The sequence below is a fragment of the Thioalkalivibrio sp. ARh3 genome (genome assembly GCF_000377265.1).
GTDB classification, from domain to species: domain Bacteria; phylum Pseudomonadota; class Gammaproteobacteria; order Ectothiorhodospirales; family Ectothiorhodospiraceae; genus Thioalkalivibrio; species Thioalkalivibrio thiocyanoxidans.
Genome location: NZ_KB897948.1, coordinates 326,375 through 338,804, shown reverse-complemented (window position 1 = coordinate 338,804; position 12,430 = coordinate 326,375). Strand labels below are relative to the sequence as shown.

13 protein-coding genes are annotated in these 12,430 nt (G+C 65.0%); 12 read left to right on the top strand and 1 reads right to left on the bottom strand.

Annotated features, from left to right (window positions below):
* Positions 1-70: 70 nt before the first annotated feature.
* From C995_RS0106425 to C995_RS0106410, 4 genes are all read left to right on the top strand, one after another.
* Complete coding sequence (locus C995_RS0106425) at positions 71-685, top strand: DoxX family protein (RefSeq protein WP_018864139.1); 615 nt, start codon at positions 71-73, stop codon at positions 683-685.
* A 79-nt stretch (positions 686-764) separates the two neighbouring features.
* Complete coding sequence (locus C995_RS0106420) at positions 765-1,061, top strand: hypothetical protein (RefSeq protein WP_018864138.1); 297 nt, start codon at positions 765-767, stop codon at positions 1,059-1,061.
* Positions 1,051-1,935, top strand: a complete 885-nt coding sequence (locus tag C995_RS0106415) for a DUF692 domain-containing protein (protein ID WP_018864137.1) — start codon at positions 1,051-1,053, stop codon at positions 1,933-1,935. Before C995_RS0106420 ends, C995_RS0106415 begins: the two co-directional genes overlap by 11 nt.
* Positions 1,928-2,689 (top strand): DUF2063 domain-containing protein, encoded by a 762-nt coding sequence (locus C995_RS0106410; protein WP_018864136.1) that lies wholly within the window; start codon positions 1,928-1,930, stop codon positions 2,687-2,689. Before C995_RS0106415 ends, C995_RS0106410 begins: the two co-directional genes overlap by 8 nt.
* 6 nt (positions 2,690-2,695) lie before the next feature.
* Here the strand turns inward: C995_RS0106410 and C995_RS0106405 are convergent, their stop codons facing one another.
* Positions 2,696-3,703: a serine/threonine protein kinase gene (locus tag C995_RS0106405; RefSeq protein WP_026278987.1), complete on the bottom strand. Its 1,008-nt coding sequence runs from the start codon at positions 3,701-3,703 to the stop codon at positions 2,696-2,698.
* 88 nt (positions 3,704-3,791) lie between these two features.
* Here C995_RS0106405 and C995_RS0106400 point away from each other — a divergent pair, with 88 nt between their 5' ends.
* The 8 genes from C995_RS0106400 (at position 3,792) to pheT (ending at position 12,430) form a co-directional block, all read left to right on the top strand.
* A complete protein-coding gene (locus C995_RS0106400; protein ID WP_026278986.1) occupies positions 3,792-4,472 on the top strand; it encodes a TVP38/TMEM64 family protein in 681 nt (226 codons plus the stop codon).
* Between the two features lie 149 nt (positions 4,473-4,621).
* Positions 4,622-5,614 carry an MBL fold metallo-hydrolase gene (locus C995_RS0106395; protein WP_018864133.1) on the top strand — a complete coding sequence of 331 codons (993 nt, stop codon included), beginning with the start codon at positions 4,622-4,624 and terminating at the stop codon, positions 5,612-5,614.
* A gap of 150 nt (positions 5,615-5,764) precedes the next feature.
* Complete coding sequence (gene thrS, locus C995_RS0106390) at positions 5,765-7,681, top strand: threonine--tRNA ligase (protein ID WP_018864132.1); 1,917 nt, start codon at positions 5,765-5,767, stop codon at positions 7,679-7,681.
* 5 nt (positions 7,682-7,686) lie between these two features.
* Positions 7,687-8,220 carry a translation initiation factor IF-3 gene (gene infC / locus C995_RS0106385; RefSeq protein ID WP_081618874.1) on the top strand — a complete coding sequence of 178 codons (534 nt, stop codon included), beginning with the start codon at positions 7,687-7,689 and terminating at the stop codon, positions 8,218-8,220.
* 102 nt (positions 8,221-8,322) lie between these two features.
* Positions 8,323-8,520, top strand: coding sequence for a 50S ribosomal protein L35 (gene rpmI / locus C995_RS0106380; RefSeq protein ID WP_018864130.1), 198 nt, complete (start codon positions 8,323-8,325; stop codon positions 8,518-8,520).
* 20 nt (positions 8,521-8,540) lie between these two features.
* Positions 8,541-8,900, top strand: a complete 360-nt coding sequence (gene rplT, locus C995_RS0106375; RefSeq protein WP_017925358.1) for a 50S ribosomal protein L20 — start codon at positions 8,541-8,543, stop codon at positions 8,898-8,900.
* Positions 8,901-9,041: 141 nt separating this feature from the next.
* Positions 9,042-10,070 carry a phenylalanine--tRNA ligase subunit alpha gene (gene pheS / locus C995_RS0106370; RefSeq protein WP_026278983.1) on the top strand — a complete coding sequence of 343 codons (1,029 nt, stop codon included), beginning with the start codon at positions 9,042-9,044 and terminating at the stop codon, positions 10,068-10,070.
* Complete coding sequence (gene pheT, locus C995_RS0106365; protein WP_018864128.1) at positions 10,070-12,430, top strand: phenylalanine--tRNA ligase subunit beta; 2,361 nt, start codon at positions 10,070-10,072, stop codon at positions 12,428-12,430. The genes pheS and pheT overlap by 1 nt, the downstream gene beginning before the upstream one ends.

The window sequence follows — 12,430 nt, the reverse complement described above, 5'->3', positions numbered from 1 at the left end:
GATTGTCCGAAGGGCTGGCTAGGCTTTAAGTCAGTTCAACGGAAGAATCGAGGACGAGGCGATGAACGCTATGGCGTTGCGGGCGGGCATCCGATTCCAGCGGTGGCTGGACATGACGCGCGGGGCGGATTTTCTGGCGCCGCTGCTGATTCGCCTGTATCTCGCGCCGGTGTTCTGGATGGCCGGCACCAACAAGCTCGACGGCTTCCTGCCGAAGGAAAGCGTGGTGATGTGGTTTGGCAACCCGGACTGGGGGCTGGGGATGCCGTTTCCGTACCTGATGGTGCTGCTGGCCGCCTACGCCGAGGTCCTGGGTGCGATCGCCCTGCTGCTGGGTATTGCCGCGCGCTGGTTCTCCATTCCCCTGATGATCACGATGATCGTCGCGGCGGTCACGGCCCATCTGGAGAACGGATGGCAGCGCATCTCCGACCCGATGATGTGCCTGTTCAACTGCTCGGGAGTGGAAGCGGCCCAGGAACGGCTGAGCCGCGCGCGTTCCATCCTGCGGGAGCACGGCAACTGGGACTGGCTGACCGAGCACGGGAGCTTCGCGATCGTGAACAGCGGAATCGAGATGGCCGCGACGTACTTCATCATGCTGCTGGTGATCTTCTTCTGGGGCGCCGGCCGCTACCTGAGCATCGATTTCTACATCCGCAGGAGGATGATGGACAGGGGATAGCCAATGAGGCTACGTATACAGTAGCCATTGGCAGGACGGGCATTTTGCCCATAACGTCAAGCGACGAAGGAGTTGCATCATGAAACAAGAACTGTTCTCGAAAAAGACGCTGGCCGGCGCGGTGGGTACCGCCGCGATCGGCCTGGCCATGGGTTCCAGCCCGGCCTTTGCTGCGGTGGATCTGAACCAAGGCTATCAGCAGGGATCTTCAGCTCCCCACATGCTGGCACAGGGCAGTTGCGGGGAAGCCACCTGCGGCGCCAGTGGCGAAGGAGATGACCAGGACAAGGACTCCGAGGGTTCCTGCGGCGCCAACGGTGACGGAGAAGAAAAGGACTCCGAAGGAGCCTGCGGCGAGGGGACCTGTGGCGGTTGAAGCCATCCAGCCCGTACGCCCGGCCCGCGTACGCGGGGCCGGGCTCGGCCTGCGGCGGGCACTACTCGAGCCGCTGGCCGCGGCACCCGAGTCGCTGGAGCGGCTCGGGTTTTTCGAGGTCGCGCCGGAGAACTGGATGCATCTGGGCGGGCGGCTGGGTCGCACCTTCCGCGAGTACACCGAGGCGCACCCGTTCGTCTGTCACGGCCTTTCCCTGGACATTGGGGGACCACGCCCCCTGGATACGGCGTTTCTGTCCGATCTGCGCCGCTTCCTTGATACGCACGACATCGAGGATTACACCGAACACCTTTCGGCCTGCGGGGACGAAAAGGGGCATCTCTACGACCTGATGCCGATCCCGTTCACGGAGGAGGCCGTGCGGCATGTGGCCCGTCGGGTCCTGCACGTACAGGAGGCGATCGGCCGGCGCATGGCACTGGAGAACGTCTCCTATTACACCCCGGTGGGGGGCCGCATGAGCGAACTGGAATTCATTCGGGCGGTACTGAGCGAGGCTGACTGCGACCTGTTGCTGGATGTGAACAACATCTACGTGAACAGCATCAACCACGGCTATGACCCGGTCGGGTTTCTCGACGGTCTGCCGCTGGAGCGGGTGCGCTACATCCACATTGCCGGCCACGAAGACGAGGCACCGGACCTGCGCGTGGATACCCACGGCCAGCCGGTCTGCGGAGACGTATGGGACCTGCTGGAGGCGACCTACGAACGGATTGGCCCGGTGCCGACCCTGCTGGAGCGGGATTTCAATTTCCCGGCGCTGGAGGTCTTGCTGGAGGAAACGGACCGCATCCGCGCACTTCAGGTCAACGCGGCCGGGAAGCGCGCATCCCTGCAGGCCCATGGCTGAGCCCGATTTCCAGGAGCTGCAAGAGCACCTCGCCCGGCACCTGCGCGACCCGGAGCGCCACCCGCCTCCGGAGGGTATCGAGGACCGCCGACTGGCGATCTACCGGCGCCTGTTCATTAATAACGTCCGCAATCTGCTCGGGCGCGGGTTCCCGGTGATCCGGCGCATCCTCGGGGAGGAGGCATGGGCAGCGCTGGTGCGCGATTTCTATCGCGACCATGGCTGTCACACGCCCTATTTTCCGCAGCTCGCGGGGGAGTTCGTGCAGTACCTGGCCGAGGAGCGTGTGCCGCAACCCGACGACTGGCCGTTTCTGGCCGAGCTGGCGCACTACGAACGGGTCGAAACGGAGCTCGTCTACAGCGATGCACAGCCCTCGGGCGACGTGGATCCGCAGGGCGATCTGCTCACGGGGGTCCCGGTGTTTTCGTCCGCCGCGCGACTGCTGGCTTACGAGTTCCCGGTGCATCGGATAGGGCCGGACCACTGCCCCCAGCAGCCGGGTGATGTGCCCACCTACCTGTTGGCCTATCGTGGCGAGGACGAGCGCGTACGCTTTGCCGAGCTGAACCCGCTCGGAGCACGGCTGCTGTGGCGGGTCTGCGAGGAGCCGGCAGCGGGTGACCAGCAGCTTCGTCTGGTAGCGGAGGATTTCGGCCTCGCGCCCGGTCCCGAGTTGCTGGATAGCGGGCAGCAACTGTTGGAACACTATCGGGACCTGGGGGCGATCGCAGGGGCTCGACCGCTTGATTAGTGTTTCCTAGTACGGTGCCTCCGGATGGACAAGCGCCAGAGCGGGCTCGTCCAGCGCGGCGGCCTGCTCCCGCAGGGTCAGGATGTGTTCCTCCCAGTAGCGCGGGGTGTAGAACACGGGGAATCCGTCGATGAACGCGGGATCGTCGGCCCGGCGGGCCAGCCAGGCGGCGTGGCGCAGGATACGCAGGGTGCGAAGGGTGCTGATCAGGCCCAGTTCGCGGCGGTCGAAGCGCATGAACGTCTCGTAGCCCTCCAGCAGGTTCTGCAGCTGCGCCGCCATCTCGGGCGGCTCTCCGGAGAGGAACATCCACAGATCCTGCATCGCGGGTCCGTTGCAGGCGTCGTCGAGGTCGACGAAGTGGGGACCGTCCTCGGTCCACAGGATGTTGCCCGGGTGGGTGTCGCCATGCAGCCGCAACTGCGGGATGGGGCCCACGGCCTCGGTATTTCGCTGCATACGCTGGATCAGGTCTGCGCTGAGGTCGCGATAGACTGACTGCAGCTCGGGGGGCAGGTAGCCGGAGGCGAGCACGTCCTGCCGTGCCTGTTCCCCCAGTGTCCCGGGTTCCAGCGTGACGCGTTCGTGGAACGGCGCGCTACGGCCCACCTCGTGAATCCGCGCAATGAACCGTCCGATGCGCTGGAGCGTATCGGACTGCTCCAGGTCCGGTGTGCGCCCGCCGCAGCGGGGATATACCGCGAAGCGAAAGCCCTGGTGATGGTGCAGGGTCGCCCCGTCGTCTCCGACCAGTGGCGCGACCACGGGGACCTCCCGCGCGGCCAGTTCCTGGCTGAACGCATGTTCCTCGAGGATCGCCTGGTCGCTCCAGCGCCCGGGTCGGTAGAACTTGGCGATTACCGGCGTCGCATCCTCAATGCCAATCTGATACACCCGGTTTTCGTAGCTGTTCAGCGCGAGCAGGCGGCCATCGCAGCGCAGGCCGGTGGTTTCCACCGCGTCAAGAATTACGGTGGGTTTGAGAGCATCGTACGGATGTGGCTGTGTATTCATACGGCCCATGTACGCACGCGGGCAGCGTCCGGGTCCAGCGTTTTGACGAATGCGCATCGGGAGAGGGCAGGTGAATCGAACGTACTGGGTGGTGGCGATCCTTGCGGTGGTCGCATTGATCGTGTTTTTCGCGCTCGACCTCGGCCGTTTCCTGGAGTTCGAGCGTCTGCAGGCGGCCCAGGGGGATCTGGAGGGCCACCGTGAGGCGCGGCCGCTGTTGGCGGCGGTGGTGTTCTTCTTCGTGTATGTAATCGTGGCGGCGCTGTCGCTGCCCGGTATCGTCGTCATGACGCTGGCGGGCGGGGCCATCTTCGGCGTGTTCTGGGGCAGCGTGCTGTCGTCCTTTGCCTCCACGCTGGGCGCGACGCTGACGTTCCTTCTGGCACGCACGATCGCGCGCGAGCCCCTGCAGCGCCGATTCGCGGACCGGCTGGAACCCATCAATCGTGGTTTCGACCGCGAGGGGGCCTATTACCTGTTTGCGTTGCGCCTGACGCCGGCTTTCCCCTTCTTTGTGATCAACGCGGGCATGGGGCTGATGCGCATCCGGACGTGGACCTATTACTGGGTCTCGCAACTGGGGATGCTCCCGGCCACGATCGTCTTTGCCAATGCCGGTACTCAGATCAGCCGTCTGGATGGGCCCGAAGGGATTTTCTCGCCCGGCCTGATTGCCTCACTGGTGGCCGTGGGTCTGTTCCCGCTGGCGGCGCGGTGGGTCGTGCGCGCGTTGCGTGGTTCGGCGGGGGACGAGCAGCGAAGGGGCTGACGTGAGCCCTGCCTGAAGTAGGTGGGCCAACGGATATACTGGGTCCAGTCAATAACGGTCCGAACGGTCGTTCGAGGGCCAAAGTACCCGCGACGCATGCGCAGGCTTTACAGCCGACAAGTCGATAACTGTTGATTGAGGATGGTTGAATGGACAGGCGATTGAAGGGGCGCTGGGCCGCCTTGCCAGTGCTGGCCGTTGTGCTGATGGGCCTGGCCCTGATTGCGCAGGCCGAGGAAGAGAACGAAGAGCCGCGTGACCGGCCTATCGAGAAGGTGCTGGAGCCGATCCAGCTGACGGATCGTGTCTGGTATTTCTACGGCTCGCTGGAGAACCGCACGCCGGAGAATCTGGGCTTCACCAACAATACGGGCTTCGTCGTCACTGACGAGGGCGTCGTGCTGATCGACTCGGGGCCGAGCTATAAAGTCGCCGAGCGCATGGCCGAGGCCATCGCGGAGGTCACGGATCAGCCGATCACGCATGTGATCTCGGTGGGTTCCCAGGATCACCGCTGGCTGGGCAATGGCTACTTCCACGAGCAGGGTGCGGAACTGGTCGCGCTGCAGCGCACTGCGGCCACGCAGGCCGAACGCGGCGAGGGGCAGATCGAGTCCCTGGCGAATGCCGTGGGAGAAGGGGCCATGGAAGGGACCGAGCCAGTCCCGGCCCCGGATCCGATTGACGCCGACGAACACACCCTGACGGTCGGCGGAGTGGACTTCGAGCTGATCTATGCCGGGGATGCCCATTTCCCGGGCGATATCATGGTCCACCTGCCGGGCGAGGATGTCGTGTTCACCGGCGACATCGTCTACACCGAGCGCATGCTGGGCATCCATCCCTGGAGCAATCCGGTGGAGAAGCTGGAGGCCTTCCGGCATCTGGAATCGATCGATCCCGAGATCGTGGTGCCAGGCCATGGGCGGGCCACCGACATGGCCGAGGCGCGCCAGGATACCGGCGACTACCTCACGCTGCTGGTGCGCGAGGTGAAGGCCGGGATCGAGGACTGGGAGTCGCTGGACGAGGTGGTGGAGCGGCTGGCGGACCTTGAAGAGTTCGAGCATCTGCGCCACTACGACGACTGGCACCGTCCGAACGTGAATCGGACCTACCTGTTCATCGAAGAGAACATGTAAGGGTCCACTCTGGAATCCCGGCTGCAGGCCGGGAAACCTGCCGACGGCGCGGGGCGTGTGATACGCTTCGCGCCGTTGTCGTTCCGGCAATCCTCAATTTCTGATACGCGACGTTCGACCCCGCGTATGGGTCGGCGAAGGAGCCTCGCAATGCCCGCAGTAACCCTCCCCGACGGCAGCCGCCGCGAGTTCGATCACCCGGTCACCGTGCTGGATGTCGCCAAGGACATTGGTCCAGGCCTCGCCAAGGCGACCTTGGCCGGCAAGGTGAACGGCCAGCTGGTGGATGCCCGCCACGAGATCGACGACGACGCCGAACTCGCGATCGTGACCGACCGCGACCCGGAGGGGGTGGAGATCATCCGGCATTCGACCGCGCACCTGATGGCGCAGGCGGTCAAGCAGCTCTTTCCCGACGCGCAGGTCACCATCGGCCCGACCATCGAGAACGGCTTCTACTACGACTTTGCCTATGACCGCGGCTTCACGCCGGAGGATCTGGAGAAGATCGAGAAGCGCATGAAGGAGCTGGCCAAGCAGGACCTGCCGGTGGAGCGCTCGCTGATGGACCGCGACGAGGCGGTGAAGTACTTCCGCGACATGGGCGAGGCGTACAAGGCCGAGATCATCGCGTCGATCCCCCAGGGCGAGAACATCTCGCTGTACAAGCAGGGCGACTTCGTCGATCTCTGCCGCGGCCCGCATATCCCGTCCACCGGCAAGCTGAAGGCCTTCAAGCTGACCAAGGTGGCCGGTGCCTACTGGCGTGGCAATTCCGACAACGAGATGCTGCAGCGCATCTATGGCACCGCCTGGCCGAACAAGGACCAGCTGAAGGAATACCTGGAACGCCTGAAGGAGGCCGAGCGCCGCGACCACCGCAAGATCGGCCAGGAGCTGGACCTGTTCTCGATCCAGGACGAGGCCGGTGGCGGCCTGGTGTTCTGGCACCCGAAGGGCGCGCGCATCCGCCGCGAGATCGAAAAGTACTGGTACGACATGCACGAGAAGGCGGGTTACGACTTCGTCGTGTCGCCGCACATCGCGAACCTGGAGCTGTGGAAGACCTCCGGCCACGCGGACTTCTACGCCGAGTCCATGTACGAGCCGATGGAGGACGAGCACCAGGCCTTCCAGCTCAAGCCGATGAACTGCCCGTTCCACGTGCTGATGTACAAGGACCGGCTGCATTCCTACCGCGATCTGCCGCTGCGCTGGGCGGAGATGGGCACGGTGTACCGTCGCGAGATGTCCGGCGCGCTGCACGGGCTGATGCGTGTGCGCGGCTTTACCCAGGACGACGCCCACATCTTCTGCCGCGAGGACCAGATCGAGGCCGAGGTGATGGCGGTCATCGACCTGACGCTCGAGGTGCTGCAGACCTTCGGGTTCGAGAAGTTCGACGTGAACCTCTCGACCAAGCCCGAGGACGCGGTCGGTTCCGATGCGATCTGGGAGCACGCGACCGCCTCGCTGCGCTCGGCGATCGAGAAGAAGGGGCTGGAGTATTCGGTAGACGAGGGCGGCGGCGCCTTCTACGGGCCGAAGATCGACATCAAAATCCACGACGCGATCGGCCGCGAATGGCAGTGCTCCACGGTGCAGCTGGACTTCAATCTGCCCGAGCGCTTCGACATGGAATACGTGGCCGAGGACAACGAACGCCGGCGCCCGATCATGATCCACCGCGCGCTGCTCGGCTCGGTGGAGCGCTTCTTCGGCGTGCTGATCGAGCACTACGCCGGGCACTTCCCGACCTGGCTGGCCCCCGTGCAGGCCGAGGTGCTGACCATCACCGAGCGTCAGGATGCCTACGCCGAAGAGGTGACCAAAGCGCTGCGCGACAAGGGTTTCCGCGTCGAGGCGGACTTGAGAAACGAGAAGATCGGCTTTAAGATTCGCGAGCACACGCTCAAGCGCGTGCCGTACCTGCTGGTGCTGGGCGACCGCGAGATGGAAAACGGCCAGGTCGCGGTCCGTACGCGCAGCGGCGAAGACCTCGGCTCGATGAGCCTGGAGGATTTCGCCACGCGGCTTCGGGAAGAAGTCGCGAACCGGCAACACTGACTTGAATTGGAGAAAAGGCTATTAGCGCAGCCAAGACCGTCCGCCTGAACGATCAGATCAACGTACCCAAGATTCGGTTGATCGACGCCGAAGGCGAGAACCGGGGCATTTTCGGAACCCCCGAGGCCCTGGAACTGGCCCAGGAATCCGGACTCGATCTGGTCGAAATCTCGCCGAATGCCGATCCGCCTGTGTGCCGGATCATGGACTACGGCAAGTTCAAGTTCGAGCAGGCAAAGAAGGCGCAGGAAGCCAAGAAGAAGCAGAAGCAGATCCAGATCAAGGAAGTGAAGTTTCGTCCGGGTACGGACGAGGGCGACTACAACGTCAAGCTTCGCAACCTGCGCCGCTTCATCGAGGCCGGCGACAAGGGCAAGGTCACGATCCGCTTCCGCGGGCGCGAGATGCGCCACCAGGAGCTGGGTGGCGAACTGCTCGACAAGATTGAGCAGGACATGTCCGATATCGCGGTCGTCGAGCAGCGACCGAAGATGGAAGGACGCCAGATGATCATGGTGCTGACCGGCAAGAAGAAGTAGGCCGGTCAGACAACAAGGGCGGTCGGGTCTCCGCATACCCGTATCGCCTTTTCACAAACGGCCGGCCCGAATCGGGTACGGCCCAAAATGCCGGAGAACGTAATGCCGAAGATCAAGACCAATCGGGGTGCGGCCAAGCGCTTCACCCGTACCGGGTCCGGGAAGTACAAGCGGTTCCAGTCGCACCGCAGCCACATCCTGACCAAGAAATCCACCAAGCGTAAGCGTCAACTGCGCAGTCCGGCCATGGTGCACGAGGCGGATGTCGCCGCCGTGCGCAAAATGCTGCCGTACCGTTGATCTGACCGAGGAAGAAAGACATGCCACGAGTCAAGCGCGGTGTAACCGCTCACGCCCGTCACAAGAAGGTCCTCAAACAGGCCAAGGGCTACTATGGCGCCCGGAAGAACGTCTTCCGCGTTGCGAATCAGGCCGTCATCAAGGCCGGCCAGTATGCCTACCGTGACCGTCGCCAGAAGAAGCGCCAGTTCCGGTCGCTGTGGATCGTCCGTATCAATGCGGCGGCCCGTCAGTTCGATCTCTCCTACAGCCGCCTGATGGCGGGTCTGAAGAAGGCCGAGATCGAGATCGACCGCAAGAGCCTGGCCGATCTGGCCGTGCACGACCTGACCGCCTTCGGCAAGATCGCGGAAAAGGCCAAGGCCGCACTGCCGGCCTGACGAGGTCCTGCAGGATTACCCGCCGGGCGCTGCCTGGCGGGTCCCGGAAAGGGGAGGGTCGACGCCCTCCCTTTTTTGTTTCGGGGACAGGGAACACCGGGACGGCGGGCAACCGTCGCCCATCACTTTCGGGGAATGCACGTGGAGCAACTGCAACAGCTCGTCGCCGAGGCCCGCGACCGCATTGAGGCGGCCACTGACCTGAAGGCGCTGGATGATGTCCGGGTGCAGTACCTGGGCAAGAAAGGCTCGATTACCGCCCAGCTGAAGGAGCTTGGCAAGCTGCCGGCGGACGAACGCCCGGCCGCCGGCCAGAAGGTCAACGAGGCCAAGACCGAGGTCGCCGGCCTGATCGAGGCCCGCAAGCAGGCCCTGGCCGACAGCGCCCTAGCCGAGCAACTGGCCAGCGAGCAGGTGGACGTGACCCTGCCGGGCCGTCGTCTGCCGGAGGGTTCGCTGCACCCGATTACCCATACGCTGGAGCGCATCGAGGCGTTCTTCGCCGGGCTGGGATTCCGCGTGGCCGAGGGCCCCGAAGTCGAGGACGACTTCCACAACTTCGAGGCCCTGAACATCCCCGAGCATCACCCGGCGCGGGCGATGCACGACACGTTCTACTTCGACGCCCACCGCGTCCTGCGCACCCATACCTCGCCAGTGCAGATCCGCACCATGGAACAGCAGAAGCCGCCGCTACGCGTGATCGCGCCGGGGCGGGTCTACCGCTGCGACTCGGATCTGACGCACAGCCCGATGTTTCACCAGGTGGAGGGGCTTTGTGTGGACGAGGACATCACCTTCGCGGACCTGCGCGGTGTCTTGAGCGCGTTCCTGCAGAGCTTCTTCGACCGCGACGACCTGGCCACGCGCTTTCGTCCGTCGTACTTCCCGTTTACCGAGCCCTCGGCCGAGGTCGATATCCAGTGCGTGCACTGCGGCGGTGACGGCTGCCGGGTGTGCAGTCATACCGGCTGGCTGGAGGTGATGGGCTGCGGGATGGTGCACCCGAACGTGCTGGGCCATGTGGGCATCGACCCGGAGCAGTACACCGGCTTTGCCTTCGGCCTCGGGGTCGAGCGCATGGCGATGCTGCGCCACGGCGTGAATGACCTGCGCCTGTTCTTCGACAACGACATCCGATTCATTCGCCAATTCGGACGGACCGGCTAATGCGCATCAGTATTCAGTGGCTGCGGGACTGGCTGCAGATCGACGAGACCCCCGAAGAGCTGGGCCATCGCCTGACCATGGCGGGGCTGGAGCTGGACGCGATCGAGGCGGCGGCACCCGCGTTCAGTGGCGTACGCGTGGGCCGGGTGGCGAAGGTGGAGCCGCATCCGGATGCCGATCGCCTGCGCGTCTGCCAGGTCGAGGCGGGGGAGGCCGAACCGCTGACGATCGTCTGCGGCGCGCCCAATGTGCACGAAGGCATGGTGGCGCCGGTTGCGGTGGTCGGTGCGGTGCTGCCCGACAACTTCAGGATCAAGAAGTCGAAGCTGCGCGGTGTCGCCTCCGCGGGCATGCTGTGCTCGGCGCGCGAACTGGGGCTTGCGGAGGATGCCGAGGGCCTGCTCGCACTCCCCGCGGATCTCGAGATCGGCGCGGATCTGCGCACGGCGCTGGGCCTGGATGATTACATCCTGGAAGTCGATCTCACGCCGAACCGGGCCGACTGTCTCGGGATGCGGGGGATTGCCCGCGAATGCTCGGCGCTGCTGGACCGGCCGTTGAACGAGAACGTGGCCGAGCAGACCGGGGCGGAGCTCGACGCAGGCATGGCGATACGGGTCGAAGACGCCGAGGCCTGCCCGCTGTACGCGGCGCGGGTGCTGGACGGACTGGATGCGCGTGCGCCCACGCCGCTGTGGATGACCGAACGCCTGCGACGGGCAGGCGTGCGCCCGCTCAGCGCGATCGTGGACGTCACCAACTATGTGATGCTCGAACTCGGGCAGCCCCTGCATGCGTTCGACGCAGGCCGTCTGGGCGACACCATCGAGGTGCGCTGGGCGCGATCCGGCGAGTCGCTGACCCTGTTGGGCGGGGACCAGACCGTCGAACTGGGCGAGCAGGACCTGGTGATTGCCTCGGCGACCGCTCCGGTGGCGCTGGCCGGGATCATGGGCGGCGCCGACAGCGCCGTGGACGATGACACGACGCGGGTGGTTCTCGAGTGCGCCCACTTTGCCCCGCTGGCACTGGCCGGGCGGGCGCGGGCCCATGGCCTGCATACCGATGCCTCGCATCGCTTTGAACGTGGCGTGGATCCGACCCTGGTCGAGCAGGCCATGGAGCGCGCCACGCGTCTGCTGCTGGAGATCTGTGGCGGACAGTGCGGGCCGGTGGAGCGTGCCGGCGAGTTGCCGTCCTCTCATTTCGAACAGCCCATCCAGCTGCGTCGGCCGCGTATCGAGCGGCTGCTCGGTGTGACGTTCGAGGATGAAGAGGTCGAGCGTATCCTGGCCGCGCTGGCTTGCCAGGTCGAGTCCACAGACGATGGCTGGCAGGTCCGGGCCCCCCGTGCGCGCTTCGATTTGGAGCGCGAGGAGGATCTGATCGAGGAACTGGCCCGGGTGCATGGCTTCGACCGTCTGCCGCAGCGCCTGCCGTCCCCGGTGGCGCCGGCCGAGCGCCCATCGGCCCTGCGCGGGCTGCGCGACCAGTTGGCACAACAGGGCTTTCACGAGGTCATCAGCTTCAGCTTTATTGGTGCCGAGGCGTCGCGGGCCTTCTATCCCACGGTGGAGCCGCTGGGGCTGGCGAACCCGATCTCCAGTGATCTGGCGGTGATGCGCCCCGGCCTGTGGCCCGGCCTGGTTGCCACCGCGGCCTATAACCAGGCGCGCCAGCAGCCGGACCTGCGCCTGTTCGAGCATGGCCTGCGTTTCGTGCCGGATGCCTCTGGTCTGCGCCAGGAGCCGCGCCTCGCGGGCCTGCTGGGTGGTCGGGCGCAGCCGGAGCACTGGGAGGCCCCGTCGCGCCGGGTCGATTTCTTCGATGCCAAGGGGGTGGTCGAGGCGCTTTGTGCCTCCGTGGATGCACCGCTGGGCTTTCGTGCCCAGAAGCATCCGGCGCTCCACGACGGGCAGTCCGCCCGGATTCTGAAGGGTGATCGCCCGATCGGCTGGGTGGGGCGTCTGCACCCGGCCCTGTGCAAGCAGTTCGATGTGGAGCCGGTATATCTGTTCGATCTCGATGCCCGGGCGATCCTGCGCGCACCGGTTGCGCAGTTCGCGCCGTTGTCACCGTATCCCTCGATCCGTCGGGATCTGGCCCTTGTGGTAAAGGAGACCGTTCCGGCCGGCGATGTGCTGAGTGCTATCGAGGAACTGGAGCTGGATCTGGTGCAGGATGTCCGAATGTTCGATGTCTACCGAGGCAAGGGGTTGAATCCGGACGAGAAGAGCCTCGCTTTGGGCTTGATTTTGCGGGCTTTTGATCGCACCCTAGGCGAACAGGACGTGGCAAGCGTCACCGACAAGGTCGTCGAGCATCTCCACGCTCGCTTCCAGGCAACCCTGAGGCAGTGA

What these genes read in the sequence shown, in the direction of transcription:
- rplT (WP_017925358.1), top strand. Translation starts at nt 8,541, where the DNA reads ATGCCACGAGTCAAGCGCGGTGTAACCGCTCACGCCCGTCACAAGAAG.
- rpmI (WP_018864130.1), top strand. Translation starts at nt 8,323, where the DNA reads ATGCCGAAGATCAAGACCAATCGGGGTGCGGCCAAGCGCTTCACCCGT.
- C995_RS0106395 (WP_018864133.1), top strand. Translation starts at nt 4,622, where the DNA reads ATGGACAGGCGATTGAAGGGGCGCTGGGCCGCCTTGCCAGTGCTGGCC.
- C995_RS0106425 (WP_018864139.1), top strand. Translation starts at nt 71, where the DNA reads ATGGCGTTGCGGGCGGGCATCCGATTCCAGCGGTGGCTGGACATGACG.
- C995_RS0106410 (WP_018864136.1), top strand. Translation starts at nt 1,928, where the DNA reads ATGGCTGAGCCCGATTTCCAGGAGCTGCAAGAGCACCTCGCCCGGCAC.
- C995_RS0106420 (WP_018864138.1), top strand. Translation starts at nt 765, where the DNA reads ATGAAACAAGAACTGTTCTCGAAAAAGACGCTGGCCGGCGCGGTGGGT.
- C995_RS0106405 (WP_026278987.1), bottom strand. Translation starts at nt 3,703, where the DNA reads ATGAATACACAGCCACATCCGTACGATGCTCTCAAACCCACCGTAATT.
- pheT (WP_018864128.1), top strand. Translation starts at nt 10,070, where the DNA reads ATGCGCATCAGTATTCAGTGGCTGCGGGACTGGCTGCAGATCGACGAG.
- thrS (WP_018864132.1), top strand. Translation starts at nt 5,765, where the DNA reads ATGCCCGCAGTAACCCTCCCCGACGGCAGCCGCCGCGAGTTCGATCAC.